General features: G+C 67.4%; 26 protein-coding genes and 4 tRNA genes. 10 read left to right on the top strand and 20 right to left on the bottom strand.

Translation table 11 applies throughout. The annotated features are described in order from the left end of the window. The 5 genes from ACFYTS_RS08440 to ACFYTS_RS08420 form a co-directional block, all read right to left on the bottom strand. Positions 1–1,059, bottom strand: a complete 1,059-nt coding sequence (locus ACFYTS_RS08440; protein WP_387302286.1) for an ABC transporter ATP-binding protein — start codon at positions 1,057–1,059, stop codon at positions 1–3. A gap of 278 nt (positions 1,060–1,337) precedes the next feature. Beyond that, positions 1,338–1,718, bottom strand: a complete 381-nt coding sequence (gene rplL / locus ACFYTS_RS08435) for a 50S ribosomal protein L7/L12 (protein WP_357091083.1) — start codon at positions 1,716–1,718, stop codon at positions 1,338–1,340. A gap of 63 nt (positions 1,719–1,781) precedes the next feature. Continuing rightward, complete coding sequence (rplJ, locus tag ACFYTS_RS08430; RefSeq protein WP_357091081.1) at positions 1,782–2,345, bottom strand: 50S ribosomal protein L10; 564 nt, start codon at positions 2,343–2,345, stop codon at positions 1,782–1,784. Positions 2,346–2,700: 355 nt separating this feature from the next. Continuing rightward, positions 2,701–3,003 (bottom strand): hypothetical protein, encoded by a 303-nt coding sequence (locus ACFYTS_RS08425; protein ID WP_357281779.1) that lies wholly within the window; start codon positions 3,001–3,003, stop codon positions 2,701–2,703. A gap of 1 nt (position 3,004) precedes the next feature. Next, positions 3,005–3,319, bottom strand: coding sequence for a hypothetical protein (locus tag ACFYTS_RS08420; protein ID WP_357281781.1), 315 nt, complete (start codon positions 3,317–3,319; stop codon positions 3,005–3,007). A gap of 108 nt (positions 3,320–3,427) precedes the next feature. On the opposite strand from ACFYTS_RS08420, the gene ACFYTS_RS08415 reads away from it, so the two are divergent. Then, entirely contained in the window at positions 3,428–3,679 is a 252-nt protein-coding gene (locus ACFYTS_RS08415; RefSeq protein ID WP_357281782.1) for a hypothetical protein, read from the top strand. 93 nt (positions 3,680–3,772) lie between these two features. Here the strand turns inward: ACFYTS_RS08415 and rplA are convergent, their stop codons facing one another. The 10 genes from rplA to ACFYTS_RS08365 form a co-directional block, all read right to left on the bottom strand. Next, positions 3,773–4,483: a 50S ribosomal protein L1 gene (gene rplA / locus ACFYTS_RS08410; RefSeq protein WP_357091073.1), complete on the bottom strand. Its 711-nt coding sequence runs from the start codon at positions 4,481–4,483 to the stop codon at positions 3,773–3,775. A gap of 70 nt (positions 4,484–4,553) precedes the next feature. Continuing rightward, entirely contained in the window at positions 4,554–4,988 is a 435-nt protein-coding gene (rplK, locus tag ACFYTS_RS08405; RefSeq protein ID WP_357091071.1) for a 50S ribosomal protein L11, read from the bottom strand. Between the two features lie 163 nt (positions 4,989–5,151). After that, the gene (nusG, locus tag ACFYTS_RS08400; RefSeq protein WP_387302282.1) at positions 5,152–5,955 is read right to left on the bottom strand and encodes a transcription termination/antitermination protein NusG; all 804 of its coding nucleotides are present in this window, start codon (positions 5,953–5,955) and stop codon (positions 5,152–5,154) included. A 138-nt stretch (positions 5,956–6,093) separates the two neighbouring features. Next, a complete protein-coding gene (secE, locus tag ACFYTS_RS08395) occupies positions 6,094–6,483 on the bottom strand; it encodes a preprotein translocase subunit SecE (RefSeq protein ID WP_357091067.1) in 390 nt (129 codons plus the stop codon). A gap of 29 nt (positions 6,484–6,512) precedes the next feature. Beyond that, a tRNA-Trp gene (locus ACFYTS_RS08390) sits at positions 6,513–6,585 on the bottom strand. Positions 6,586–6,765: 180 nt separating this feature from the next. Continuing rightward, positions 6,766–7,809 (bottom strand): fused (3R)-hydroxyacyl-ACP dehydratase subunits HadA/HadB, encoded by a 1,044-nt coding sequence (locus tag ACFYTS_RS08385; protein ID WP_387302854.1) that lies wholly within the window; start codon positions 7,807–7,809, stop codon positions 6,766–6,768. A gap of 200 nt (positions 7,810–8,009) precedes the next feature. Beyond that, entirely contained in the window at positions 8,010–8,180 is a 171-nt protein-coding gene (rpmG, locus tag ACFYTS_RS08380) for a 50S ribosomal protein L33 (RefSeq protein WP_029925945.1), read from the bottom strand. A gap of 42 nt (positions 8,181–8,222) precedes the next feature. Further along, positions 8,223–8,295 (bottom strand) — tRNA-Met (locus ACFYTS_RS08375). An 81-nt stretch (positions 8,296–8,376) separates the two neighbouring features. After that, positions 8,377–8,449, bottom strand: a tRNA-Thr gene (locus ACFYTS_RS08370). A 232-nt stretch (positions 8,450–8,681) separates the two neighbouring features. Beyond that, positions 8,682–8,763: transfer RNA gene (locus ACFYTS_RS08365), tRNA-Tyr, on the bottom strand. Between the two features lie 138 nt (positions 8,764–8,901). Here ACFYTS_RS08365 and ACFYTS_RS08360 point away from each other — a divergent pair. Beyond that, a complete protein-coding gene (locus ACFYTS_RS08360) occupies positions 8,902–9,393 on the top strand; it encodes a YajQ family cyclic di-GMP-binding protein (RefSeq protein ID WP_357281786.1) in 492 nt (163 codons plus the stop codon). A 78-nt stretch (positions 9,394–9,471) separates the two neighbouring features. Here the strand turns inward: ACFYTS_RS08360 and htpX are convergent, their stop codons facing one another. Then, the gene (gene htpX, locus ACFYTS_RS08355; RefSeq protein ID WP_357281787.1) at positions 9,472–10,353 is read right to left on the bottom strand and encodes a zinc metalloprotease HtpX; all 882 of its coding nucleotides are present in this window, start codon (positions 10,351–10,353) and stop codon (positions 9,472–9,474) included. A 190-nt stretch (positions 10,354–10,543) separates the two neighbouring features. Beyond that, on the bottom strand, positions 10,544–11,566 hold the full coding sequence (locus ACFYTS_RS08350) for a polyprenyl synthetase family protein (RefSeq protein WP_357281789.1): 1,023 nt from the start codon (positions 11,564–11,566) through the stop codon (positions 10,544–10,546). 179 nt (positions 11,567–11,745) lie between these two features. Between ACFYTS_RS08350 and ACFYTS_RS08345 the strand changes: the two genes are divergently transcribed. Both ACFYTS_RS08345 and ACFYTS_RS08340 read left to right on the top strand, forming a co-directional pair. Continuing rightward, on the top strand, positions 11,746–13,020 hold the full coding sequence (locus ACFYTS_RS08345) for a geranylgeranyl reductase family protein (protein WP_387302279.1): 1,275 nt from the start codon (positions 11,746–11,748) through the stop codon (positions 13,018–13,020). Next, a complete protein-coding gene (locus ACFYTS_RS08340) occupies positions 13,017–13,436 on the top strand; it encodes an AraC family transcriptional regulator (protein ID WP_357281791.1) in 420 nt (139 codons plus the stop codon). Before ACFYTS_RS08345 ends, ACFYTS_RS08340 begins: the two co-directional genes overlap by 4 nt. Before the next feature lie 59 nt (positions 13,437–13,495). Here ACFYTS_RS08340 and ACFYTS_RS08335 read toward each other — a convergent pair whose 3' ends face one another. Beyond that, positions 13,496–15,145, bottom strand: coding sequence for a purine-cytosine permease family protein (locus tag ACFYTS_RS08335; RefSeq protein WP_387302277.1), 1,650 nt, complete (start codon positions 15,143–15,145; stop codon positions 13,496–13,498). A 196-nt stretch (positions 15,146–15,341) separates the two neighbouring features. Here ACFYTS_RS08335 and ACFYTS_RS08330 point away from each other — a divergent pair, with 196 nt between their 5' ends. Then, complete coding sequence (locus ACFYTS_RS08330; RefSeq protein ID WP_387302275.1) at positions 15,342–15,791, top strand: VOC family protein; 450 nt, start codon at positions 15,342–15,344, stop codon at positions 15,789–15,791. A gap of 57 nt (positions 15,792–15,848) precedes the next feature. Here ACFYTS_RS08330 and ACFYTS_RS08325 read toward each other — a convergent pair whose 3' ends face one another. Then, positions 15,849–16,352: a DUF2505 domain-containing protein gene (locus tag ACFYTS_RS08325; RefSeq protein ID WP_387302273.1), complete on the bottom strand. Its 504-nt coding sequence runs from the start codon at positions 16,350–16,352 to the stop codon at positions 15,849–15,851. 39 nt (positions 16,353–16,391) lie between these two features. On the opposite strand from ACFYTS_RS08325, the gene ACFYTS_RS08320 reads away from it, so the two are divergent. From ACFYTS_RS08320 to ACFYTS_RS08305, 4 genes are all read left to right on the top strand, one after another. After that, positions 16,392–16,886 (top strand): DUF3592 domain-containing protein, encoded by a 495-nt coding sequence (locus ACFYTS_RS08320; RefSeq protein ID WP_357281797.1) that lies wholly within the window; start codon positions 16,392–16,394, stop codon positions 16,884–16,886. 150 nt (positions 16,887–17,036) lie between these two features. Further along, complete coding sequence (locus ACFYTS_RS08315; protein ID WP_387302271.1) at positions 17,037–17,750, top strand: demethylmenaquinone methyltransferase; 714 nt, start codon at positions 17,037–17,039, stop codon at positions 17,748–17,750. 146 nt (positions 17,751–17,896) lie between these two features. Continuing rightward, a complete protein-coding gene (locus ACFYTS_RS08310) occupies positions 17,897–22,327 on the top strand; it encodes a molybdopterin-dependent oxidoreductase (RefSeq protein WP_387302269.1) in 4,431 nt (1,476 codons plus the stop codon). Between the two features lie 118 nt (positions 22,328–22,445). Next, positions 22,446–23,513, top strand: coding sequence for an alpha/beta hydrolase family protein (locus ACFYTS_RS08305; RefSeq protein WP_357281801.1), 1,068 nt, complete (start codon positions 22,446–22,448; stop codon positions 23,511–23,513). 4 nt (positions 23,514–23,517) lie between these two features. Here ACFYTS_RS08305 and ACFYTS_RS08300 read toward each other — a convergent pair whose 3' ends face one another. Further along, positions 23,518–24,552: an aldo/keto reductase gene (locus ACFYTS_RS08300; protein WP_387302267.1), complete on the bottom strand. Its 1,035-nt coding sequence runs from the start codon at positions 24,550–24,552 to the stop codon at positions 23,518–23,520. Positions 24,553–24,637: 85 nt separating this feature from the next. Between ACFYTS_RS08300 and ACFYTS_RS08295 the strand changes: the two genes are divergently transcribed. Next, positions 24,638–25,270, top strand: coding sequence for a TetR/AcrR family transcriptional regulator (locus tag ACFYTS_RS08295; protein ID WP_357281805.1), 633 nt, complete (start codon positions 24,638–24,640; stop codon positions 25,268–25,270). Positions 25,271–25,310: the final 40 nt, after the last annotated feature.

Below are 25,310 nucleotides of genomic sequence, written 5' to 3'. Positions count from 1 at the left end.
TTACCCGTTAGTTAGGTTCTGTCGAACCGTGGAGTCGTAGCCACCCTGGTACGCGGGCATCACCTGCGTGTCGGCATCGCCGTTCTCGGCCATGGACTCCCGGATCGCCTCCTGCGCGGCGGGCGGCAGGGTGTGCATGATCTGGCGGACCCGCTCACGGCGACGGCCCACCGCACCACGCACCGGCATGCCCGGCTGCGCCCGCATCTGCGGGATGATGCCCTCGATCTCCTCCGCGCCACCGGCGTGGTGACCCGAGTCGAACATGGCCTGCTCGCGGGCCATCTGGGCTTCGTCCTTCTCCTCGGACATACCGATCGGGCCCTGCATGCGGCCGTTGAGGAACTGCTTGACCACCGGCTCCTCCGAGGTGAGCAGCACCTCGCGGGGACCGAACATGACCAGATTGCGGCGGAACAGCATGCCGATGTTGTCCGGCACCGTACGGGCCAGGTTGATGTTGTGCGTGACGATCAGGATCGTCGCGTCGATCTGCGCGTTGATGTCGATCAACAGCTGCGAGAGGTAGGTCGTACGAACGGGATCCAGACCGGAGTCCGGCTCGTCGACGAGGATGATCTGCGGGTCCAGCACCAGCGCGCGAGCCAGGCCGGCACGCTTGCGCATACCGCCGGAGATCTCGCCGGGCAGCTTGCCCTCGGCGCCGAGCAGACCGGTCAGCTCGAGCTTCTCCATGACGATCTTCTTGATCTCGGATTCGCTCTTCTTGGTGTGCTCGCGCAACGGGAAGGCCGTGTTGTCGAACAGGTTCATCGACCCGAACAGCGCGCCGTCCTGGAAGAGGACGCCGAACAGCTTGCGGATCTCGTACAGATCCTTGTTCGAGCAGGTGGTGATGTCGGTGCCGTCGATGTAGATCGAGCCCTTCTCCGGACGGAGCAGACCGATCAACGACTTCAGGAAGACGGACTTACCGGTACCCGACGGGCCGAGCAGAGCGCTGACTTCCCCCGGAGGCAACGTCAGCGAGACGTCCTGCCAAATACGCTGGGATCCGAACGACTTCGTGATGCCTTCGGTCCTGACCTCGACGCCCACGCCAACCTCCACTTTCTCCGACGAGCGCCCTACATGTGGGACGTTCCGCCACAAATTTCGCGCGGTGTGGCGCGTCACAGTAGGTCCGGTCACTGTATCGCATATATACCGTCTCGGACACCGGGACCTGACCGGTCGGTAGCAACATTCGCATTGCAGTACCGATCACGCGCCAATCACGGCAGCAGAATACGCGAAAAGGGCGGTCCCACAATGGGAACCGCCCTTTTCACAATTACCGCGCCACCGGGGTTGTGACCCCGGTGAGACACACCGTCTTACTTGATGGTGATCTTGGCGCCGGCCTCTTCGAGCTTCGCCTTGGCAGCCTCGGCGGCGTCCTTGGCGACCTTCTCCAGGATCGGCTTCGGGGCGCCCTCGACCAGGTCCTTGGCTTCCTTCAGGCCCAGGCCGGAGACGATCTCACGCACGACCTTGATGACCTGGATCTTCTTGTCGCCGGCACCCTCGAGGATGACGTCGAACTCGTCCTGCTCCTCGGCGGCCTCGGCCGGGGCGCCGGCGGCACCCGCGACGGCGACGGCGACCGGAGCGGCAGCGGTGACCTCGAACTTGTCCTCGAACGCCTTCACGAACTCGGACAGCTCCAGCAGGGTCATGCCGGCGAAGGTCTCGAGCAGCTCATCAACGTTGGCCATTGATATTTCCTTTCGGTAGTTCCGTCACCGCGCCGCGGCGACGAATAGGTTTGGGGTAGTGACTTATTCGGCGTCGGCAGCAGCGTCGGCGGCCGGAGCGGCAGCGCCACCCTCGGCCTGCTTCTTCTCCTGCAGCGCGGCCATGAGGCGCGCGACCTGGTTGCCGGGGGCGGCGAACAGGCCGGCAGCCTTCGACAGGTTGCCCTTCATGGCGCCGGCCAGCTTGGCCAGCAGCACCTCGCGCGACTCGAGGTCGGCGATGCGCTCGACCTCAGCCACGGACAGCGCAGCGCCGTCCATGTAGCCGCCCTTGATGATGAGCGCCTTGTTGTCCTTGGCGAACGCCTTCAGCGCCTTGGCGGCCTCGACCGGCTCGCCGGTGATGAAGGTGATAGCGGTCGGACCGACGAACAAGTCATCCAGGCCAGCCACGCCCGCCTCGGCGGCAGCGCGCTTGACCAGGGTGTTCTTGGCGACGGAGTAAGTAGCGTTCGCGCCGAGCGCACGACGCAGCTCGGTGATCTTGCTGACCGACAGACCGCGGTACTCCGTGACAACCGTCGCGGTGGACGCCTTGAACTGCTCGGTGATCTCCGCGACCGCGGTGACCTTCTCAGAATTCGCCATACTTCGCCTCCTCTCTGGATGGTCGGTTCTCGTATGAACTACCGAGTTCCGCCAACAGGGGCCGGCGACAAAGCTAACGCCCCGGTCGCAGAGCGAACCCGGGGCGCACAAGAAACGATCGCGATCTCTCGCGGGCTTCCCGACCTCGGCTCTCCCTGCGTGGGTCGCCGGCAATATCGCCGGACCTTCAGCCGCCTGACGGCAGCAACCAACGGTCTTCGGTAGAACGATGTGGGGTGATCACCGAAACTCCGGAGAGCATGTCGATGACCGTCGTCCAATATAGCGGACCAGCATCGATACGCCAAAACGGGGTGCGGAGAGCAGCGCAGGCCCGCTCGATCGCCGTGCGCTGCTACGCACTGCCGAAGTAGAGGTTGTCCAGCATCTTGCAGTGTTCGGGACGGTTGGGGTCCTGAGTGCCCTGGCCGGTGCCCGACCCCGAGCCGAGCGGGCAGCCCAGCGCGATCGCCGATCCGGCGTAGGGGAAGAAGAGCACGATCAAGGGCAGGGTGCCCAGCGGGCCGGAGCCGTCGGCCAGCGAACCGCTGTCGGCGATGGCGGTCGGCGGTTCGAGGGGCTGGGCGGATGCGACGGGCGCCGCGATCGCGCCCGCCGCCACCGTGGCGGCGGTCAGGGCGAAAACGAGTCGGCGCATGTCAGCGCACCCCGCTCAGGGTGCTGCTGCCCGAGAAGAAGGCGTACATCAGCTGACATTGCGGTGTGGTGGAGCGAGGAGCGTCCCAGTATCCGCAGCCCAGCAGCTCGGCGGATCCCATGAATGGAATCCCCACCAGCACCGCCCCTGGCAGCAGGTAGAGCAGAGACCCGTCGCCCCAGTTCGTGGGGATGGCAGATCCGGAATCGGCGACCGGCGCCGGCACCAGCGTGACAGGCTCGGCAACGGCGGCTGGGGCGGCCAGCAGTCCGGCGAGGAGGGCGGCTGCGGTGAGAGTCAAGGCGAGGCGGCGCATGTGCGCACCCTGTCATCGAATTTCCGGACGCGACAGACTGTAAAAATGGGGTATTTCAAACTGGCTGATCTCGGATAGTGTCGGCGCAACTGGCTCCAGGAGGAAACAATGACCAGAACGGTCTCGAAAGTCCTTGCCGCCGTGGCACTTTCCACCGCGATCGCGGGCCTCGCCGCGGTTCCGGCGAACGCCGATGTCACGTTGCCCCCGCGCACGACCGGATCGGCAGGCGTCGACGCCGGATCCGCACTGCTCCAGGCCGGATCAGCCGCCATCGTCACCCCGATCGTGGGCACGCTCATCCGATCCCTGTGCACCATGAGCACCGGCGACCCGATCTGCGGCCTCCACGACCTGTGACGCTCGGAGCACCCCAACCAACACCAAGGGCCGGCACGATTTCTCGTGCCGGCCCTTGGATGTTCTTGCGTCGCTACGCTACGCGGAAGGGACTCAGTCCTCTTCGGCGAAGTTGCGGGTGCGGTTCGGATCCACCGGGATGCCCGGTCCGGTGTTCGTCGAGAACGTCACCTTCTTGACGTAGCGGCCCTTCGCGGTGGAGGGCTTGACACGCAGGATCTCGTCGAGGGCGGCGCCGTAGTTCTCGGCCAGCTTCTTCTCGTCGAAGGAAGCCTTGCCGATCACGAAGTGCAGGTTGGCCTGCTTGTCGACGCGGAAGTTGATCTTGCCGCCCTTGATGTCGTTGACAGCCTTGGTGACATCGGGGGTGACCGTGCCGGTCTTCGGGTTCGGCATCAGGCCACGCGGGCCCAGCACGCGAGCGATACGACCGACCTTGGCCATCTGGTCCGGGGTGGCGATCGCGGCGTCGAACTCCAGCCAGCCGCCCTGGATGCGCTCGATCAGGTCCTCGGCGCCCACGGCGTCGGCACCGGCGGCCTCGGCCTCGGCGGCCTTGTCACCGACGGCGAACACGATGACGCGGGCGGTCTTACCGGTGCCGTGCGGCAGGTTGACGGTGCCGCGGACCATCTGGTCGGCCTTACGCGGGTCGACACCCAGACGGACGGCAACCTCGACGGTCGCGTCGGTCTTGGTGGTGGCGGTCTCCTTCGCGAGCCGCGCGGCGGCCAGCGGAGCGTAGAGAGCAGCGCGGTCGACCTTGGCGGCCGCCTCGAGATAAGCCTTGCTTCGTTTTGCCATGTTGATCTGTCCTTGTCTAAGTCAGAAGTGGTGCGGGACAGGCGGTCCCTCCCACCGAGCCGGAAGGCTCTTACTCCGCGATGGTGATACCCATCGAGCGGGCAGTACCAGCGATGATCTTCGCCGCGGCGTCGATGTCGTTGGCGTTCAGGTCTTCCTGCTTGGTCTTGGCGATCTCACGGACCTGGTCCATGGTGATCTGCGCGACCTTGGTGCGGTGCGGCTCGGCGGAGCCCTTCTGCACACCGGCGGCCTTCAGCAGCAGACGCGCGGCGGGCGGCGTCTTCAGCTTGAAGTCGAACGTGCGGTCTTCGTAGACCGTGATCTCGACCGGGATGACGTTGCCACGCTGCGACTCGGTCGCCGCGTTGTACGCCTTGCAGAACTCCATGATGTTGACGCCGTGCTGACCCAGCGCCGGACCCACCGGCGGAGCCGGGTTGGCCTGGCCGGCCTGGATCTGGAGCTTGATGAGCCCAGCGACCTTCTTCTTCTTCGGGGGCATCTTTCTTCCTTGGTTAGGTTCCTTACGGATCACCCGTAAGCCTTTTCCGGGACTTGCGCCCAGGGCAGCTCGAGATCAGGCCCTAGGCACAACCCGGCAAGTCTACGTGAACGCGAAAAAGGCGGTGACACCGGGTGAAACCCGGGCCACCGCCTCCCTGCGACTAAATCTTGGCGACCTGCGTGAACGCCAGTTCGACCGGGGTCTCGCGGCCGAAGATCGAGACCAGCACCTTGAGCTTCTGCTGCTCGGCGTTGACCTCGGAGATGCTGGCCGGCAGGGTCGCGAACGGGCCGTCCATGACGGTCACCGACTCGCCGACCTCGAAGTCGACCTCGATGATCGGCTTCGCGACGGTGGTGTCGCCACCGGTCGTGGCGGCGGCAGCGGCGGCGGCCGGCGCGGCGGCCTTCTTCTGCTGCGCGGCCGGGACCAGGAACTTCACCACGTCCGGAATGGTCAGCGGCGAGGGACGCGAGGTGGCGCCGACGAAACCGGTGACACCGGGGGTGTTGCGCACCGCGCCCCAGGACTCGTCGTTCAGCTCCATGCGGACCAGGATGTAGCCCGGCAGCACCTTGCGGTTGACGTTCTTCTTCTGGCCGTTCTTGATCTCGGTGACCTCTTCGGTCGGCACCTCGACCTGGAAGATGTAGTCCTCGAGACCGAGGTTCTGCACACGGGTCTCGAGATTGGTCTTCACCTTGTTCTCGTACCCGGCGTAAGAGTGCACGACGTACCAGTCACCGGGCGCGCGACGCAGCGCGGCGGTCATCTCGGCGACCGGGTCGGCGGGCTCGTCGGAGATCTCGGCCGCGGGCTGCGCGGGCTCGGCCTCTTCGGCGTCCGCCGCGAACTCGTCGGCGTCGGCGAAGCCCTCAGCGTCCTCGACGTCCGCGGTGGTCTCTTCGATCACCACGTCATCCACCGGGAATTCCTCGGTTGTGCCGTTCTCCGGGGTGCTCACTGGGGCACTCGCTTCCTTAGTCGTCACGTAATCCTCTGCGCGCCGGGGCAAGGCATAGCCCGGCGGATGTTCCCGCTCCCCGCCTCTGCCCGGGGGCCGGTCACCGGCCGCGACGGTCAGACGCGGTCACCGTGCCGCCTAGCCGAAGAGCCAGTTGACACCCTTGATGAACGCCACATCCAAACCGCTGATGTACGCGATGATGAAAATCACGAACACCAGGACAACGCTCGTATAGGTGACCATCTGCTTGCGGTTGGGCCAGATGACCTTGCGAAGTTCCGCGATGACTTCCTTGAGGAACTTCATCAGGCGCTTGAACGGATTGCCCGAACCGCTCTGCCCGGCCTTCTTGCCTTTGCCGGACTGCTTGGTGGCTGCCTTGGCCGAATCCGACGGTCGTTCGATCGTCGCGACGGCGCTGGACGACGCGGCGCGGGTGCGCCGGGCGGACCGCTTGCCGCTCGGACGAGCCACCGCGGCGGTGTCGTCGCCATCTTCGTGGCGAGTGTCCCGCTCGTCGCTCACGTCGATCCTCTCTAAGTCGGCATCCAGGGCAGGGGCGACAGGACTTGAACCTGCAACCTGCGGTTTTGGAGACCGCTGCTCTGCCAGTTGAGCTACGCCCCTTCGGCTGGACGGGGTTGCTTCCAGCCACTGTTCTTTTCAGTTGTACTACAGGGTCATTTCATACAACACGCGCCGCTCCTCGGAGCAGCGCGCATCGGCTGGTGACCCCAGATTTTCGAGTGTACGTTACCCCGACTGACGATCGCCAATCGGGGTGTCGCGGCTTACCCCGGTTTCCGGTCAGCCGAGCTGCACCGTCGCGGTGGCGCGACCGAAGATCTTGCGGCCCTCCGACTTCGCCACGATGGCGATCACCGCGGTGCGGGTCTCGGGGTCCACCGACTTCACCTTGCCGGTGTACTCGATCTCCGCGGGACTGTCGATCGGGACGTACACGGGGCTGGTGAAGCGGACGTTGTACTCCTTGACCGAACCCGGGTCGCCCAGCCACGAGGTGACGAAGCCGCCACCCAGGCCCATCGTCAGCATGCCGTGCGCGACAACGTTTTCCAGGCCGACCAGCTTCACGACGTCGTCGCTCCAGTGGATCGGGTTGGCGTCGCCGGAGACGCCGGCGTAGTTCACCAGGTCGCCGCGGGTCAGCTGCACGATGCGGGAGGGCAGTTCGTCGCCGGCGGCGACATCCTCGAAGCGGCGGGTCTGCGCGCTGGCCACCACGGCGGCGGTCGGCAGCGCCGCCACGGACTGGTCGGGGGTGTCGATCTCGATGGGCTCGCCCGCGTCGGCGGCGTCCGGGCCGACCCCGTGCATGAGCACATTGCGCACGGCGTCACCGATATTGGGGTCGATGTCGCCGCCGCTGCGGCCGATCAGGGTGGTGTAGGTGGTGAGCACCAGTTCGTCGTTCTGAGCGAGCACGTCGTTGCGGGTGACGATGATGTCGCCGCCGAAGGCCTGGCGGAACGAGTGCAGGTAGACGACGCAGGTCAGCTGGTCCCCGGCCCTGATCGGACGGTGGAACTCCAGGATCTGGTCCGTCTGCATGATCTGGCTCAGGTCGTAGCCGGTGACGATCTGCTCGAAGAGCTTGCGCTGGGCCAGGATTCCGACCAGGGAGATGAAGGTGAGGGGGGCGACCAGGCCGTCGTGACCGTGCGCGGCGGCGGCGTCCTCGTCCCAGTGCACCGGGTGGTAATCCTGCACCGCGCGGGCGTACTCGCGCACCTTCTCGCGGCCGACCTCGTAGTAGTCCTCGACGCGGTAGTGGTGGCCGACCATGGCGGCGGCGTGCGCGGCGGGGTCGAAGAGCTCGGATTCGACCATGTCGGCCTCGATGTCAATCTCGGTGTTGATCGTCACGGCAGGAAGTCCCTATCTGCTCCCAGGAAACGGGAACGGGCGAGAGCGCAGAACCACCGCTATATACGCCAAGTGCCGGACCGGGTCCCTTGTCCCTTTCTAAGAGACTAGGTGACTTACCGATCCGGCACTCTGTCCACGCGGTTGATTCGCGCGGGTTTAAGTTAGCGAGACTCGCGATGCGCCCGGTGGGTACCGCAGTTCGGGCAGAACTTCTTCAGCTCGAGACGGTCCGGGTCGTTACGCCGATTCTTCTTGGTGATGTAGTTGCGGTGCTTGCACTGCTCGCAGGCCAAGGTGATCTTTGGCCGGATATCAGTGGACTTCGCGGCCACGATTGCCTTCTTTCCGGTCAGCCTGATTGGGATATCAGTATGTAGCGATGGCCGGACTTGAACCGGCGACACAACGATTATGAGTCGTTTGCTCTACCGACTGAGCTACACCGCCATCTGGTGTCGGTACTTGACGGCGGGGAGGTCCCGGGTCCTGCTAGGAGAAGCCGAGCCGTTCACCACCGGCAATCCGGCGAGCCCCCTAACGGAATCGAACCGTTGACCTTTTCCTTACCATGGAAACGCTCTGCCGACTGAGCTAAGGGGGCGTGTCTGTCTTGCTCCGGTCTGGACCGGGGCGCTGACGACTTGAACGAGATTACACACATCCCCGCGCACTCTCCAAACCGCCTGGTCAGAGGATGTTTTGAACCACTCTCCGGTTCGCGGCCGTCCCGATTCTGGACCGCGGCTCGATAGACCTCCGCCTTGGAGCGGGCGAGCGAAGCGGAGGCCAAACGCAGAGAGCCCCGCAGACTCTCGTCTGCGGGGCTCTTGCAGTGGCGGATGAAGGATTTGAACCTCCGAAGCATTACGCGGCTGATTTACAGTCAGCTCCCTTTGGCCGCTCGGGCAATCCGCCGGGGTACGCCTTCCAGCGCTTCAGCAGAATACCCTGAACCCACGCCCGGAATGCAAACCGGCTGGATACAGCCATGCCGGAGCGGCTAGCGTCGGCGTTGGAACATCCCGAATATCCGATCTCGGACAGGAGAAGAGTGTGGCGGATTCGTCGTTCGATGTGGTCAGCAAGATCGATCGCCAGGAGGTGGACAACGCCCTGAACCAGGCTGCCAAGGAGCTGAGCCAGCGCTACGACTTCCGCGGCACCGGGGCGAGCATCGAATGGTCGGGCGAGGAGAAGATCATCCTCAGCGCCGAGTCCGAGGACCGCGTGAAGGCGGCCCTGGACGTGTTCAAGGAGAAGCTGATCCGCCGCGACATCTCGCTCAAGGCGTTCGACGCGGGCGATCCGCAGGCCTCCGGCAAGGTGTACAAAATCACAGGCACCCTGGTGCAGGGCATCACCACGGAGAACGCGAAGAAGATCGCGAAGAAGATCCGTGACGAGGGCCCCAAGAGCGTGAAGGCGCAGATCCAGGGCGAGGAGCTGCGGGTCAGCAGCAAGAGCCGCGACGACCTCCAGTCGGTCATCTCCCTGCTCAAGGGCAGCGACTTCGAGATCGCCCTGCAGTTCGTGAACTACCGCTAGGAGCGGCGGAACAGGTGGGGGCTTCGCCCCCCACACCCCAGAAAATGGGAATCCCGGGGGCCTGGCCCCCGGACCCCCTCAATGGCGGGGGCCGCCCGCCAACTCCTCGAGGCGGGCGATGCGGTCCGCCATCGGGGGGTGGGTGGAGAACCAGCGGGCCATCTTGTCGCCGGCCCGGAAGGGGTTGGCGATCATCAGGTGGGACTGGGCGGTCAGCTGCGGTTCGGGGGGCAGCGGGGCGGCCTGGGTGCCGCGTTCCAGTTTGCGCAGGGCCGAGGCGAGCGCCAGGGGGTCGCCGGTGAGTTCCGCGCCGTCCTGGTCGGCCTGGTATTCGCGGGAGCGGGAGACGGCCAGTTTGATGAGCGTGGCCGCGATCGGTCCCAGCAATGAGACCAGCAGCAGCGCAATGACATTCGGGCCCTCGCCATTGCGGTTGCCGCCGCCGAAGGCGCCCGCGAAGAAGGCCAGATTGGCCAGGCCGGAGATGACCGAGGCGAGCGCGCCCGCGACCGACGAGATCAGGATGTCGCGGTTGTAGACGTGGGACAGCTCGTGCCCCAGCACCGCGCGCAGCTCCCGTTCGTCGAGGATCTGCAGGATGCCGGTGGTGCAGCAGACCGCGGCATTACGCGGATTACGGCCGGTGGCAAAGGCATTGGGCGCATTGGTGGGACTGATGTACAGGCGCGGCATGGGCTGGCGCGCGGCCGTGGCCAACTCGCGCACGATGCGGTACATGGCCGGGGCTTCCAGCTCGGTGACCGGCTGCGCGTGCATGGCCTTCAACGCGAGCTTGTCGCTGTTGAAGTACGCGTAGGCGTTCATGCCGACGGCCAGCACGATCGACAGGATCAGGATCGTGGGGCTGCGGAACAGCGCTCCCACGAACACGATCAGCGCCGACATCCCGACCAAGAGTCCGAACGTCTTCAACCCGTTCGCATACCCGTGACTGTGCAATTCTTGCCCTCCGCTTCGCTCCGGGCGGGTTCGCGGCCCTGGAGGTCTCCGCTTCGCTCCCCCGCTCCAAAGCGGAGGTCTATCGAGCCGCAGTCCAGAACGAGACGGGCCGCGAACCACCAAGTGGCGCCCATACGGGTCGTTACACCTGGTCAACGATACGGGCCAGGAACAGGTTCCCCCGGGAGCGTCAGCCGACCCGTTCGATGGTGTAGCGAACCAGCTGCTCGAGCGCGTCGTTGGCCGGGCCGCCGGGCAGGGCCGAGAGTTCCGCGTGGGCGATGTCGGCGTAGCCGTGCAGCTTCTCCTTGGCCAGCACCAGGCCGCGCGAACGCGACAGCAGGTAGAGGGCCTCCTCCACGTCGGCGTCGGTCTGCGGCGGGGTGGCCAGCAGCTTGCGCAGGCGGTCGCCCTCGGCGCCCTCGTCACGCAGCGCGTAGAGGACGGGCAGGGTGTGCACGCCCTCGCGCAGGTCGGTGCCGGGGGTCTTGCCGGACTGCTCGGACGCCGAGGAGATGTCGATGATGTCGTCGGCGATCTGGAAGGCGGTGCCCACGGCGTCGCCGAGGCGGGCCAGGCGTTCCACGTGGTCCAGGCTCGCGCCGGAGAAGGTGCCGCCGAAGCGTCCGGCGGCGGCGATCAGCGAGCCGGTCTTCTCCCACACCACGCGCAGGTAGTGCTCGACCGGGTCCTGGGACTGCCGGGCGCCGATGGTCTCGCGCATCTGGCCGGTGACCAGCTCGGCGAAGGTCTCGGCGATGATCCGGACCGCGTCCGGGCCGAGGGTGGAGACCAGGCGGGAGGCGTGCGCGAACAGGTAGTCGCCCGCGAGGATGGCGACGGAGTTGCCCCAGCGGGAGTTCACGCTGGGGGCGCCGCGGCGCATGGAGGCCTCGTCCATGACGTCGTCGTGGTACAGGGTGGCCAGGTGCACCAGCTCCACCACGGTGCCCGCGACGACCAGGTCGGGGCTGGTGGGGTTGGGGCCGAGCTGGCCGGTGAGGATGGTGAACAGCGGGCGGAAGCGCTTGCCGCCGGCCTTGGCCAGGTGCAGCGCCGCTTCCTGCAGGAATTCCTCGCCGTCGGACAGCTCGGTGATGAGCAGGTCCTCGACCTCGATCAGGCCCTTGCGCACTGTGGCGGCGAGCTCGGGATCACCAAGATCCACCCCCGCGACCACGGTGCTCTCATCGCTCACAGCTGATGCGCTCATTTCTTCTCCCAGTGCCGCGTCCGACCCCACGCCAAAGAACCTAGCGTGTGCGTCGATCACCCCCTATGGACACCACCGTAGTGCGACCAACGAAACACCCGCCACGCGAATCGAAACGCCCGGCGGCGAACCCCGGGGCAAATATGCGCGCGTGGTGATGTGCTGCGAGTATTGGTCGCATGGGTTCATCGGAAGTCGCGCCCGAGCAGGGGAAATCGTCGGATGTTCTGCCGGCGCACGCCGATATTCTGGTCGTCGGAGCTGGTCCCGCCGGGTCCGCGGCGGCGGCGTGGGCGGCGCGCGCGGGGCGGGACGTGCTATTGGCCGATTCGGCGCTGTTCCCCCGTGACAAGACCTGCGGCGACGGGCTCACCCCGCGCGCCACGGCCGAGCTGGAGCATCTGGGACTCGGCGACTGGGTGCGCGCGCACACCGTGAACCGGGGCCTGCGGATGGCCGGCTTCGGGCGCGAGGCCCTGTTGCCGTGGCCGAACGGCTCCTTCCCCACCTACGGAAGTGCCGTTCCGCGAACCGAACTCGACGACAAACTGCGCGAGACCGCGGTCAAATCGGGGGCGCGGATGGTGGACGGCGCCAAGGTGGTCGAGGTGGCCCGCGAGGGCGACCGGGTCACCGGCGTGACCATCAAGACCGATGGCGGGCTGCGCGCGGTGTCCTGCAAGACGCTGATCGTGGCGGACGGGGTGCGTTCCCCCGTCGGCAAGATGCTGGGCCGCACCTGGCACCGCCAGTACGCGTACGGGACCGCGGCGCGGGCGTACATCAAATCCGAGCGCAGTGACGACGAGTGGATCACCTCACATCTCGAATTGCGTGATGCGAACAATGAATTGATTCCCGGCTACGGCTGGGTCTTCCCGCTCGGCAATGGCGAGGTGAATATCGGCGTCGGTTCGCTGGCCACCGAGAAGCGGCCCTCGCATATCGCGTTGAAACCGTTGCTGCAGCACTATGTGTCGCAGCGGCGCGCGGAATGGGGTTTCGAGGGCGAGGCGCGGGCGGTGGCGTCGGCGCTGCTGCCGATGGGCGGCGCGGTGTCGAACCTGGCCGGGCGCAACTGGGCGCTGGTCGGCGACGCCGCGGGCTGCGTGAACCCGCTCAACGGCGAGGGCATCGACTACGGCCTGGAGGGCGGGCACATGCTGGCCGCGCTGCTGGACCAGCCGGACCTCACCCATATCTGGCCGGACCTGCTGCGGGAGCGCTACGGCCGCACCTATTCGGTGGCGCGTCGACTGGCCGGACTGGCCACGCATCCGCGCACGGTGCCGCTGGGCGGGCCGCCGCTGATGCGGTCGAAGCTGTTGCAGCGCACCGCGGTCCGAGTGATGGGCAATCTGGTGACCGACGAGGACCTGGATCTGACCGCCCGCCTGTGGCGGGGCGCGGGGCGGGCCTCGATGCGGATCGACAAGCTGCGGCCGTTCTCGTGAACGCCCGGCCGGTTCCCGAGGAGCTGCTGCCGCATCTGCGGCGAGCGCGGGATCTGGCCGACCGGAACTACGCGGAGCCGCTGGACCTGGACAGTCTGGCGGCGGCCGCAGGGGTGTCGAAGTACCACTTCCTGCGGTGTTTCGCGGCCACCTACGGCAAGACGCCCGCCCTGTATCTCGCCGAGCGGCGGATCGAGCGGGCGCAGGATCTGCTGCGCGCCACCAATGTGACGGTGACCGAGGCCTGCATGCTGGTGGGCTACTCCAGCCTCGGGTCGTTCAGCCGGAAGTTCACCGACCTGGTCGGGATGTCGCCCTCGGAGTATCAAGCGAAGTTCGCGGCCGAGGGCGCACCCCATATCCCGGGATGCTACGTCTTCATGCACGGGCTCTCGGATCGGAAACGCACGGACTGACGCGACCCCGTGGCGAGGCCACCACGGGGTCGCGGGGTGAATTCGGCCGGGTGCGGGTCTCATCGCGACGGCAGGACGTGGATGCCGGTCTTGTCGGTGGAGAGGGCCAGCGAGCTGATGTACTGGATCTCGCCCTCCGGTCCCGGCACCGCCGAGGCGATCATGTCGGGGCGCTCGAATTCCATGCCGGTGACGACGCAGGTGAGCGTCTCCCCCGACGGGTTGCCGTGCTCGTCGAACATGGGCAGGTCGATGCCGTCGTAGTCGCGGCGCAGGTAGTACTTGCCCTTGGTCAGGACCGCGGTCAGCGGGGTGGCCAGGAACGAGACCACCACGGCCACGATGGGCGAGTACGGCTTCAGGGTCTCACCGAACAGGCCGAAGAAGGTCATGATCGACAGCACCGCCGACAGGCCGAAGCCGACCAGGCCGACGGGGTTGAAGTCGTAGAGCATGCCGCGGCGGAACTCCGGCTCCTTGGGCGAGAGCTTCAGGACGTACTTGTTGATCGCGATATCCGTTGCGACGGTGACGATCCAGGCGATGCCGCAGTTGGCGTAGAAGCCGAGGATGTTGTTGAGGAAGTCGAACATATTGGCTTCCATCAGGATCAGCGCGATGGCCAGGTTCAGGCCCAGGAACACGATCCGGCCCGGGTAATTCCTGGTGACGCGGGTGAAGGAGTTGGTCCACGCCAGCGAACCCGAATACGCGTTGGTCACATTGATTTTGATCTGGCTGATCACGACCAGCACCACGGCCAGGGTCATGGCCAGCCAGGACGGCATCATGTCGCGGTAGATCTCGAGGAACTGGTGCACCGGCTGGTTGGCGATGTCCTGCGCGCCGGGCAGGTTGGCGATCAGGTAGACCGCCAGGAACAGGCCGACGACCTGTTTGATGGCGCCGAACAACACCCAGCCGGGTCCGGCCAGCAGCATCCAGCCCCACCATCTGCGGGCGTTGTCCGGGGTGCGGGGCGGCATGAAGCGCAGGTAGTCGATCTGCTCGGCGATCTGGGCGATGAGCGAGAGGCAGACGCCGGCGGCGAGCAGCGCGCCGGACAGGCTGACGCCCTTGCCGTCCTGGCCACCGTAGGACAGGAAGGCGCCCACCGAGTCGGGGTGGCGGACCAGCAGGAAGCCGAACGGCAGCACCATCAGGATCAGCCACAACGGGGTGGTCCACACCTGCAGTTTGGCGAGGGTGTTCATGCCGTAGATGACCAGCGGGAAGATCATCACCGTGGACACCAGGTAGCCGATCGGGAGCGGCACGTGCAGGCCGAGTTGCAGGCCCTGCGCCATGATCGAGCCCTCGAGGGCGAAGAAAATAAAGGTGAAGGAGGCGAACACGATGTTCGTCACCACCGAGCCGTAGTACCCGAAGCCGCTGCCGCGGGTAATCAGGTCCAGGTCGACGTTGTAGCGGGCCGCGTAGTAGGCCAGCGGGAAGCCGGTGATCATGATGACGATCGCGAAGATGCCGATGCCCAGCAGCGCGTTGCCGGTGCCATTGGCGATGCCGATGTTCGCGCCGATGGAGAAGTCGGCCAGGTAGGCGATGCCGCCGAGCGCCGAGACGCCGACCACCGCCGGACTCCACTTCCGGTAGCTGCGGGGCGCGAACCGCAGCGTGTAATCCTCCAGCGTCTCCTTGGACGCGGCCACCGCGTTCGCCGTGGGGGTTTCGACTTGAACCACCGGCACTCCTCGTTCGGGCTCGTCGCGAGCTGTTTTCCGATTCGAGGGTGCGCAGTGATTGTTGATCTTGGCTTTCCGGCCGATTGCACGGCTGTTACGGCAGCCTCACCGAGGTTCCGAGTGTGTGAACTCAGCAATCCGGGCGTGAATCGCGCAATTTCGGAGAAGCCGGCGGCGGGGGCTCGTCCATAGCCTGGAAACCATGACGACCATTACCAATGTCTCGCTCGTGACCGTGTACGTGACCGACCAGACCGAGTCCAAGCAGTGGTACATCGACAAGCTGGGTTTCGTGGAGCGCTCCGACATCACCATGGGCGACAACGGCTTCCGCTGGGTCACCGTGGTGCAGCCGGACCACCGGGAGCTGGAGGTCACCCTGATGGTGCCCGGTCCCCCGCTCACCGACGATCTGGCCGAGGCGATCCGCCGCTCCATGGCCAACGGCACGCACGGCGCGCTCGGCCTGCGAACCGAGAACTGCCAGAAGGCTTTCGAGGAGCTCACCGCGAAGGGCGTCGAGTTCATCCAGCCGCCGGCCGAACGCCCTTACGGTGTGGAGGCCATCATCCGCGACAACTCCGGCAACTGGCTGGTGCTGGTCGAGAACCGCGAATTCGATCCCGGCAAGGGCGACTTCGGGCCGCAGTAGCGGTGCACTCGATCCCGGTGTGGATGCGGGACCACCCCCGCATCCACCTTCCCGGGATCAGGCGTTCTGCGCGGCGAACCAGGTTTCGACGGACTTGCGTTCGCTGTTCATGACCTTCTTGAGCAGGTTCTCGACCAGCGGTTCGATGGCCCCGCCGACCAGCGGGACCTTCACGTCGACGGTGCCGGTGGCCTCGATCTCGGAACCCTCGGCGGTGGGCCGCAATTCGAACGCGCCCGCCATCTCGGTGGTGATGCCGCCGGAGCGGCCGCTGAAGCTACCCCGCGCGACGCCGTCGGTCAGCGGACCCCAGGCGTCGGTGCGCTCCAGCATGAGCTCGCTCTTGAGGACCTTCTTGACGATGCCGGGAATCTGGTCCTCGGGGGCCTTTTCGGTCATCTGGATCCGAATCGTGCCGGGCCCGTCCGGGTGGGCGAGCTCCAGCGTGGCGGTCGGCGCCGCGGCGAAGCGGGACTGCCACATCTCGTCATTGGTGAGTGCCCGGTGAAGCTCTTCGACCGGGATGCTGTATGGCACGGTGAAGCTGAATTTTCGGGACATGGCGAAGACCGTAGCCCAGCGATGGAATAGCCTGCTGAAGTGTCGGAAACTAGCCAGTCTCCCAGGACTGAACAGCGGCAGGCGGTTCGGTGGCGGCGGGCTCGGCTCGGGATCGTCATCGCCGCGGCGACGGTCAGCTTCCTGGCCGTGCTGCTGGTCCTCGCGGCCTGGCGCGACGACCATCTCATCAATAGCGATCGGGGCGTGACCAGCGCCGAAGTGCTCTCGGCGGGCACGCTGCGGTCCGCGGTCATCTTCGTCACGCCCGACGGCGAGACCCACAACCCGAAGACCGGCGTGCTCTACCCGACCAAACTCACCGTCGGCGAGCGCATCAATGTCGAATATCGGCGCAGCGATCCCGATCTGGTTCGGGTGGCGGGTCGCGACGCACGTGTCGCGGTCATCCCGGCGCTGTCGGTGATCGTGGTCGCCTGGGCCATCGCCATCCCCGCCCTCTGGCTGCTCGGCTCGCCCCCCACCCGCTGGCTCGGCGCACTGCGGGCCCGCGTGCGAACTAGGCTGCGACGATAGGCAGTCCCGACATTCACCCGAAGGTTCGCGGCCCGTCTCGTTCTGGACCGAGCGGAGCGGGGGAGCGAAGCGGAGGAGCGGAGAGAGGGAGAACGAGACCTCCAGGGCCGCGAACCCGCCCGGAGCGAAGCGGAGGGCAAAATAAGCACCGTGGCGAAAATCAGGCAGCGGGAGTCGTTTCGGGCCCAGCTGGACAAGCAGCCGAGCGAAGTCGCGTCCATGTTCGACGGAGTGGCCAAGCGGTACGACATCACCAACACGGTGATGACCGGCGGCATCGACCGGTACTGGCGGATGGCGACCCGGAAAGCCCTGGCGCTGCGGCCCGGCGAGCGGGTGCTCGACCTGGCCGCCGGAACCGGTGTTTCGACCGTGGAGCTGGCCAAATCCGGGGCCTGGTGCCTGGCCGCCGACTTCTCCCAGGGCATGCTCGCGGCCGGACGCTGGCGCAATGTGCCCATGGTCGCCGGTGACGCCATGGCCCTGCCCTTCGCCGACGACTCCTTCGACGCCGTCACCATCTCCTACGGGCTGCGCAATGTGTCCGACCCGGACCTGGCGCTGCGTGAGATGCTGCGCGTGACCAAGCCCGGCGGGCGGCTCGTGGTGGCCGAGTTCTCCACCCCCACCCTCCCGCCGTTCCGGACGGTCTACATGGAGTACCTGATGAAGGCGCTGCCGCGGGTGGCCAGCGCGGTCAGCTCCAACCCGGACGCCTACGTGTACCTGGCCGAGTCCATCCGGGCCTGGCCCAACCAGCCGCAGCTGGCGATGCGGATCGCGGACGCGGGCTGGTCGGCGGTGAAGTGGCGCAATCTCACCGGCGGCATCGTGGCGCTGCACCGCGGCTACAAACTGGGCTGACGACCGCCTCCGACCTGTGGCGTTGCTCACGGCAGCGACCCGCGGTCCCCACCTCACAGCCCCGGAAAATGGCTGTGAGGTGGATTGTCATCTGCCGATAACTTTCGGTAAATCCCCCGCAACTCGGGGTGGCTTAACTCGGAACCATGCCCGAACAGCCGACGCCCTCGACGAGCACCCGGACCGCGTGCTCGTACTGCGGGGTGGGCTGCGGCATCACCGTGGAAACCAAGATCGGCGCGCTCGGGCTGCCGGTGATCGCCAAGGTCAAGGGCGACAAGGAGCACCCGGTCAATGCGGGACGACTGTGCACCAAAGGCAACACCCACGCCGAGATGATGGCCGCGCCCGGCCGCATGGAGACCGCGTACCGCCGCCCCGAACGCGGCCAGCCGCCCGTTCCCATGCCGGTCGACGAGGCCGTTCACGAAGCCGCCCAACGACTTCGCGTGATCCTCGACACAGATGGACCGGACGCCATCGCGCTGTACGTGTCCGGTCAGCTGTCGATCGAGGCCCAATACCTGGCCACCAAACTAGCCAAGGGCCACCTGCGCACCGTGCACATGGAAGCCAATTCGCGGCTGTGCATGGCCAGCGCGGCCAGCGGTTACAAGCTGTCGCTGGGCGCGGACGGGCCGCCCGGCTCCTACGACGACCTCGACCACGCCGACCTGTTCTTCGTGATCGGCGCGAACATGGCCGACTGCCACCCGATCCTGTTCCTGCGCATGGCCGATCGGCTCAAGGCGGGAGCGAAACTCATCGTGGTGGACCCGCGGCGCACCGACACCGCCGCGCGCGCCGACCTGTTCCTGCAGATCAAGCCGGGCACCGATCTGGCACTGCTGAACGGGCTGCTGCACCTGCTGGTCGAGAACGGCGACATCGACGCCGAATTCATCGCCGAGCACACCGAGGGCTGGGAGGACCTGCCCGAATTCCTGGACGCCTACACCCCGGACCTGGTCGCCCAGATCACCGGGCTCGCCGAGGCCGACATCCGGACCGCCGCCGAGTGGATCGGCGCGGCCGGCGAGTGGATGTCGCTGTGGACCATGGGAATCAACCAGTCCACGCACGGCACCTGGGCCACCAACGCCATCATCAACCTGCACCTGGCCACCGGCGCCATCTGCCGCACCGGCAGCGGGCCGTTCTCCCTCACCGGGCAGCCCAACGCCATGGGCGGACGCGAAATGGGTTACATGGGACCGGGACTGCCCGGCCAGCGCAGTGTGCTCGCCGCCGCCGACCGGGCCTTCGTGGAAGCCGAATGGGGACTGGAACCCGGCACCATTCGCGCCGAGCCCGGGCCCGGGTCGATCGAGATGTTCCGCGGCCTGGCCGACGGGCGGATCAAGGCCTGCTGGATCATGTGCAGCAATCCGGTCGCCTCCATGGCCAACCGGCGCACCGTGATCGCCGGGCTGGAGGCCGCCGACCTGGTGATCGCCCAGGACGTGTACACCGACACCGCCACCAACGCCTACGCCGACCTGCTGCTGCCCGCCACCCTGTGGGCGGAGGCCGATGGCGTGCAGGTGAATTCGGAACGCAACCTGACCCTGCTGCAGCGCTCGGTCGAGCCGATCGGCGACGCCCGGCCCGACTGGCAGCTCATCGCGCAGATGGCGACGGCGCTCGGCTTCCCCGGCTTCGACTACGCCTCCAGCGCCGAGATCTTCGACGAGATCCGCCGCTTCGCCAACCCGGCCACCGGATACGACCTGCGCGGCATCGACTACGACCTGCTGCGCGCCGGGCCCGCGCAATGGCCCTGCCCCGATCCGGCCCAGCGGCGCAACCCGATTCGCTATGTGAACGACGGTGTCAGCCAGACCCGCTTCACCGACGCGGACGGGAACACGCCCCGCCTGGCCTTCGCCACCGCGAGCCGCAAGGCCGTCTTCTGGCCGCGCCCGCACCTGCTGCCCACCGAGATGCCCGACGAGGACCACCCGTTCGTCCTCAATACCGGCCGCCTGCAACACCAGTGGCACACCATGACCAAGACCGGGAAGGTGGCGAAACTGAACAAGCTCAACGGCAAACCGTTCCTGGAACTGCACCCCGACGACGCCGCCCGCCTCGAGGTCCGCGACGGCGACCAGCTCGAGATCGCCTCCCGCCGCGGCCGCGCCGTGCTGCCCGCCCTGCTCAGCGACCGCGTCCTGCCCGGCACCTGCTTCGCGCCCTTCCACTGGAACGACGAACAGGGCGAATACCTGACCATCAACGCCGTCACCAATGACGCGGTGGACCCGATCTCGCTGCAACCGGAGTTCAAGGCCTGCGCGGTGCGCCTGCGCAAGGTCGCGGCGCTGAGCACGGCGAGGACCGGCGACCCCGAGACGGAAACGGACGCCGCCGAACGGATTCCGGCCGCGCCCGAGATCGGCGGCGCACCCGTGCCCGCGAGCGGCGGCGTGGATCTCGGCGCCCCGCATCCGCTGGCGGTCATGCTCGGGCTGGAGTCCGCCACCGCGCCCACGCTCAGCGAGGTCGAGCGCATCTACCTGGGCGGGTATCTCGCGGCGCTGCAGAGCCTGCCGGTCAGCGGGGTACCGGTGCTGCCGGCGACCGCGCCCATCTCCGACCGCAGCCGGGCGTGGATCGACGGCCTGCTGGGCGGGATGTACTCCCGTGGCGCGCAGCCGCTCTCGGCCGGGTTCGCGGAGGCGTCGATCGGATTCGCGGCGGATGTGGGCACCGGTTTCACCGGCCGGTCCGACGGCGGCGAGAGCACGGAGGCTCCGGCGCGGACCGTCACGATCCTGTGGGCCTCGCAGACCGGAACCGCGGAGGATCTGGCCGCGGCCCTGACGACTCATCTCGTGGAGTCGGGCTTCGCGCCGCGGCTCCTGGACATGGACTCGGCCGAACTGTCCGATCTCACCGGGGATGTGCTGGTCATCAGCAGCACCTTCGGCGACGGCGGGCCACCGGACAATGGCGCGGACTTCTGGGAACGGTTGAACGACAGCGCGATCCGGCTGACCGGGATGCGCTTCGCGGTGTTCGCGCTCGGCGACTCCTCCTACGACGACTTCTGCGGCCACGGCCGCAAGCTGGACGAACTGCTCGCCAAGCGCGGCGCGACCCGGCTACTGCCGCGCGTGGACAGCGAGCCCGACCACGAGGACGTGTCCGCGGCCTGGTTCGACGCCGTGACCGGCGTGATCGCGGACGCAGCGGGCGATGCGGCCATCGACGGCGGGAACCGGGGCGGGTCCGGTGTGGGACCGCGGGGCGGACATTCCACGCCGCCCTTCGGCGCTCCGGGCGGCCGGCGTTCCGGCGGCGCGTCCGTTGGCGACACGCCCACCTGGAACGCTGCCGGTAGTGGCGGCGCGGGCGCTTCGAGTCCGCTCGGACACGGTGCCGGCGGCCCCGGAAGCGGCCGGGGCGCAACGGCTGTCGCTCCGGGTCGGACCGGCACCGCCGCGCCTTTCACCCGGAATTCTCCGGTGCTCTCGAAACTGGTTCGCAATGAATTGCTTTCCCGCGAAAATTCCGGGAAAGAGGTGCGGCAGTTCGGGTTCGATCTGAGCCATCCGGAAACCACCTACGAGGTCGGGGATTCGCTGGGCATCCGGCCCGCGAATTGCGAGTCACTGGTGCGGGAATGGCTGGCGGCGACCGGTCTCGACGGCCACCGGCTGATCGAGATCGACAATGGCGAGCTACCGCTGGCCGAGGCGCTGCGCACGCATTACGACATCACGCGGGTGAGCACGGATCTGTTGTCGTTCGTGGCCGAGCACAATGCCAATCCACGCCTCGCCAAGCTGTTGCGCCGGGACAATCGCAATGAGCTGGACGGATATCTGTGGGATCGGCAGGCGGTGGACGTGCTGCGCGATTTCCCGGTGCGGGCCGATCTGGTGGAGTGGCTGGGCGCGCTGAAGAAGCTGCAGCCGCGCCAGTATTCGATCTCGTCGAGTCCGCTGGTGAGCCCGGACGAGGTGCAACTGACGGTCGGCGTGGTGCGCTACGGCGATCCGGCGGCCATCGGGTCGGCGGCCCGGCGCGGCGGCGTGAGCTCGACCTTCCTGGCCGATCGCGCCCATTCCGAGGTGCCGATCTTCCTGCAGCGGGCCCCGCACTTCCGGCCGCCGCTGGACCCGACCGCGCCGATGATCATGGTGGGCCCGGGCACCGGCATCGCACCGTTCCGCGGCTTCCTGCAGGAGCGCCGGGCGCTGGGGTGCCCGGGCCGCAACTGGCTGTTCTTCGGCGATCAGCACGCGAAGGACAATTTCTATTACCGGGCCGAGCTCGAAGACATGTTCCGCTCCGGTTTCCTGACCCGGCTGGATCTGGCGTTCTCGCGCGATCAGCGGGAGCGGATCTATGTCCAGCACCGCATGATCGAGCACGGCGCGGAGTTGTGGGCGTGGCTGCGGGAGGGCGGGCATTTCTACGTGTGCGGTGACGCGGCGCGGATGGCGAAGGATGTGGACGACACCCTGCTGAAGATCGCGCGCATTCACGGCAAGCTGGGTGAGGACGGCGCGCTGGCGTTCAAGAAGCAGCTGGTGGCGGAGAAGCGGTACGTGCGCGACGTGTACTGACTGGTTCGATTCCGGCACCCCAAATGTGAAACTGTGGTATTTGTAACTCGCCCGTCCAGTCTCACAGGCGGGCGAGCCGTCCCTGCGACGGCTGCCAGCAGCACGAAGGGCCGGGAGCGTGAACGGTCGGATCAGTCGAATCACCGGACGAATCGCGGTAGCGGCCCTCGCGGCCGCCGCGACCCTGAGCCTGGGCTGCGTGCCCGCCGGCGCGGACCCCACCGCCGCCCCCGTCGCCCCCGGCGTCAGCGTCCCCGACTTCAAGACCGAGGACGGCTCCTACATCAAGAGCGTCGCGGCCACCGACAGCCGCCACGTCGTCTTCACCGTCTACTCCGCGGCCATGAACCAGACCTTCCCGGTCGATGTCCAGCGCCCGGCCGACACCTCCGAACCCGCGCCCACTCTGTATCTGCTCAATGGCGCGGGCGGCGGCGTGGACGCGGCGACCTGGCAATTGCGCACCGACGCACTGGATTTCCTGTCCGACAAGAACGCCAATGTCGTGCAGATCATCGGCGGCGCGTTCAGCTGGTACACCGACTGGATGCAGGCCGACAAGTCGCTCGGCGTGAACAAGTGGTCCACCTACCTCGGCAAGGAGCTGCCGCCGCTGATGGACGCGGCGCTGGGCAGCACCGGCAACAACGCCATCGCCGGGATCTCCATGGCCGGTCTGCCCGTGCTGAATTCGGTGATCTTCAACCCCGGCCTGTTCAAGAGCGCCGCCGTCTACAGCGGCTTCTTCCAGACCACCACGCCGCTGGCCCGCGAGGCCATCAAGATGGTCACCGAGCTCTACGGCGGCGGCAAGGTCGAGAACATGTGGGGCCCCGAGGGCGGCCCGATGTGGGCGGCCAACGACCCCACCCTGAACGCCGAGAAACTGCGCGGCACCAACCTTTTCATCTCCACCGGCAACGGCATCCCGGGCACGTTCGACATGCCCGGGGCGCGCGGCCGCATGGAGAAGCCCGAGGACACCGCCAAGACCGTCGCGCTGGGCTCGCTCATCGAGGCCAATTGCGAACTGTCCACAGTGATCCTGCAGAAGCGCCTGGAATCCATGCGCATTCCGGCGACCTTCGAATTCCGCAGCAGCGGCACCCACATCTGGGGCTACTGGCAGGACGACCTGAAGGCGTCGTGGCCGGTGCTCGCGCAGGGTCTGTTCCCGCCCGCGTAACCGCCTACACGACAGGCGGATTGACGCGCGCGAAGTCCCCCAGCCGGTAGTACGGGTAGTAGGGGTAGGGCGGCGTCACCGCGCTCACCTTGTCCAGGCGGGCCATCTGCTCGGCGTCGAGGCTCCAGCCCACCGCGCCCAGATTCTGGCGCAACTGCTCCTCGTCGCGCGCGCCGACGATGACGGTGGCCACGGTCGGGCGGCGCAACAGCCAGTTCAGGGCGATCTGCGAGACGGTGCGGCCGGTTTCGGCGGCGATCTCGTCGAGCACGTCGACCACGTCGTAGAGCAGCTCGTCGTCGACGGGCGGGCCGGCCTCGGCGGTCTTGTGCAGGCGGCTGCCGGGCGGAAGCGGTTGGCCGCGACGGATCTTCCCGGTGAGCCGCCCCCAGCCGAGCGGGCTCCAGACCACCGCGCCGACGCCCTGGTCCAAGCCCAGCGGCATGAGCTCCCATTCGTAGTCGCGCCCGGCGAGCGAGTAGTAGACCTGGTGCGCGACATAGCGCGGGAAACCGTGCCGGTCCGCGGCGGCCAGGGATTTCATCAGCTGCCAGCCCGCGAAGTTGGAGGCGCCGACGTAGCGGATCTTGCCGGAGCGCACCAGCGAGTCGAGGGCCGAGAGCACTTCCTCGACGGGCGTGCCCGCGTCGAAGGCGTGCAGCTGGAACAGGTCGATGTGCTCGACGCCGAGCCGGCGCAGCGAGCCCTCGACCGCCGAGATCAGCCGGGCGCGACCGGATCCCGCGTCGGCCGGGCCTGGCCCGGTGGGCAGGGTGGCCTTGGTCGAGATCAGCAATTGGTCGCGGCGGCCCCGGATCGCCTCGCCCAGTACCTCTTCCGAGGCGCCGTCCGAATAGACGTCGGCGGTGTCGAACAGGGTGACGCCCGCGTCCAGGCTGATGTCCACCAGGCGGCGGGCCTGAGCCGCGTCGGTGTCGCCCCAGGCCGAGAAGAGTTCGCCGCGGCCGCCGAAGGTGCCCGCGCCGAAACTCAGGGCCGGAACCAGCAGACCGGATGCGCCGAGCCGGCGGTACTCCATGATCACCACTCCTAACGGAACAAAAGTTTCATTAACACCAGGGACGCTACACTCGTCTCGCCGCAAACGGAACTGGAGAACCGTTATGAATCAGGACACAGCGAGCCCCGGCTCGGTTCGCCCCGGTGGACGCACCGCGCGCGTCCGCGAATCCGTGCTGCGCGCCGCGGGCGACCTGCTGGCCGAACGCGGCTACGCCACCCTCGATCTGGCCGAGGTCGCGGCCCGTGCCGAGGTCGGCAAGACCACCGTCTACCGCCGCTGGCGCAGCCCCGCCGGACTGGTCTCGGACCTGCTCGCCGACATGGCCGAAACCTCACTCCCCCACAGCGATACCGGCACCCTGCGCGGCGACCTGCTCGCCAATGCGCGGCTGGTCGGGAAGACCCTCACCGACCCCCGGCAGGGCCGCCTGTTCCGGGCCGTCATCGCCGCCGCCACCAGCGACGACACCGCGGCCGCGGCGCTGCGCGCCTTCTACGACACCCGGCTCACCGAATGGTCGCCATGCGTCGAAGCCGCCGCCGCGCGCGGCGAGGTTCCGGCCGGAACCGACCCGCGCGCAGTGCTTTCCGCCGTCTCCGCCCCGCTCTACTACCGCCTGCTGGCCAGCGGCGACCCGGTCGACGACGCCACGATCACCGCCGCGGCGACGGCCGCCGCCCTCGCCGCCGAACGGGGCGTATTCGTCTCCGGCGCCGGGCGATCCGCGCCCTGAGTCTTCTGTCCAGGGGCGTGGGCGCGACCCCTCGCCGCGC

Source organism: Nocardia sp. NPDC004151, assembly GCF_042874235.1.
Classification (GTDB): domain Bacteria; phylum Actinomycetota; class Actinomycetes; order Mycobacteriales; family Mycobacteriaceae; genus Nocardia.
The sequence above is the reverse complement of the archived record's forward strand: the minus strand, read 5'-3'. Positions and strand labels throughout refer to the sequence as shown.

Bases quoted from the DNA above. Each gene is read 5' to 3' on its own strand.
- rplA (WP_357091073.1), bottom strand. From the start codon at position 4,483: ATGGCAAAACGAAGCAAGGCTTATCTCGAGGCGGCCGCCAAGGTCGAC.
- rplJ (WP_357091081.1), bottom strand. From the start codon at position 2,345: ATGGCGAATTCTGAGAAGGTCACCGCGGTCGCGGAGATCACCGAGCAG.
- rplL (WP_357091083.1), bottom strand. From the start codon at position 1,718: ATGGCCAACGTTGATGAGCTGCTCGAGACCTTCGCCGGCATGACCCTG.
- ACFYTS_RS08330 (WP_387302275.1), top strand. From the start codon at position 15,342: ATGACGACCATTACCAATGTCTCGCTCGTGACCGTGTACGTGACCGAC.
- ACFYTS_RS08295 (WP_357281805.1), top strand. From the start codon at position 24,638: ATGAATCAGGACACAGCGAGCCCCGGCTCGGTTCGCCCCGGTGGACGC.
- ACFYTS_RS08415 (WP_357281782.1), top strand. From the start codon at position 3,428: ATGACCAGAACGGTCTCGAAAGTCCTTGCCGCCGTGGCACTTTCCACC.
- ACFYTS_RS08300 (WP_387302267.1), bottom strand. From the start codon at position 24,552: ATGGAGTACCGCCGGCTCGGCGCATCCGGTCTGCTGGTTCCGGCCCTG.
- ACFYTS_RS08385 (WP_387302854.1), bottom strand. From the start codon at position 7,809: ATGGTCGAATCCGAGCTCTTCGACCCCGCCGCGCACGCCGCCGCCATG.
- ACFYTS_RS08425 (WP_357281779.1), bottom strand. From the start codon at position 3,003: ATGCGCCGACTCGTTTTCGCCCTGACCGCCGCCACGGTGGCGGCGGGC.
- ACFYTS_RS08310 (WP_387302269.1), top strand. From the start codon at position 17,897: ATGCCCGAACAGCCGACGCCCTCGACGAGCACCCGGACCGCGTGCTCG.
- ACFYTS_RS08420 (WP_357281781.1), bottom strand. From the start codon at position 3,319: ATGCGCCGCCTCGCCTTGACTCTCACCGCAGCCGCCCTCCTCGCCGGA.
- ACFYTS_RS08345 (WP_387302279.1), top strand. From the start codon at position 11,746: ATGGGTTCATCGGAAGTCGCGCCCGAGCAGGGGAAATCGTCGGATGTT.
- ACFYTS_RS08350 (WP_357281789.1), bottom strand. From the start codon at position 11,566: ATGAGCGCATCAGCTGTGAGCGATGAGAGCACCGTGGTCGCGGGGGTG.
- ACFYTS_RS08325 (WP_387302273.1), bottom strand. From the start codon at position 16,352: ATGTCCCGAAAATTCAGCTTCACCGTGCCATACAGCATCCCGGTCGAA.
- rplK (WP_357091071.1), bottom strand. From the start codon at position 4,988: ATGCCCCCGAAGAAGAAGAAGGTCGCTGGGCTCATCAAGCTCCAGATC.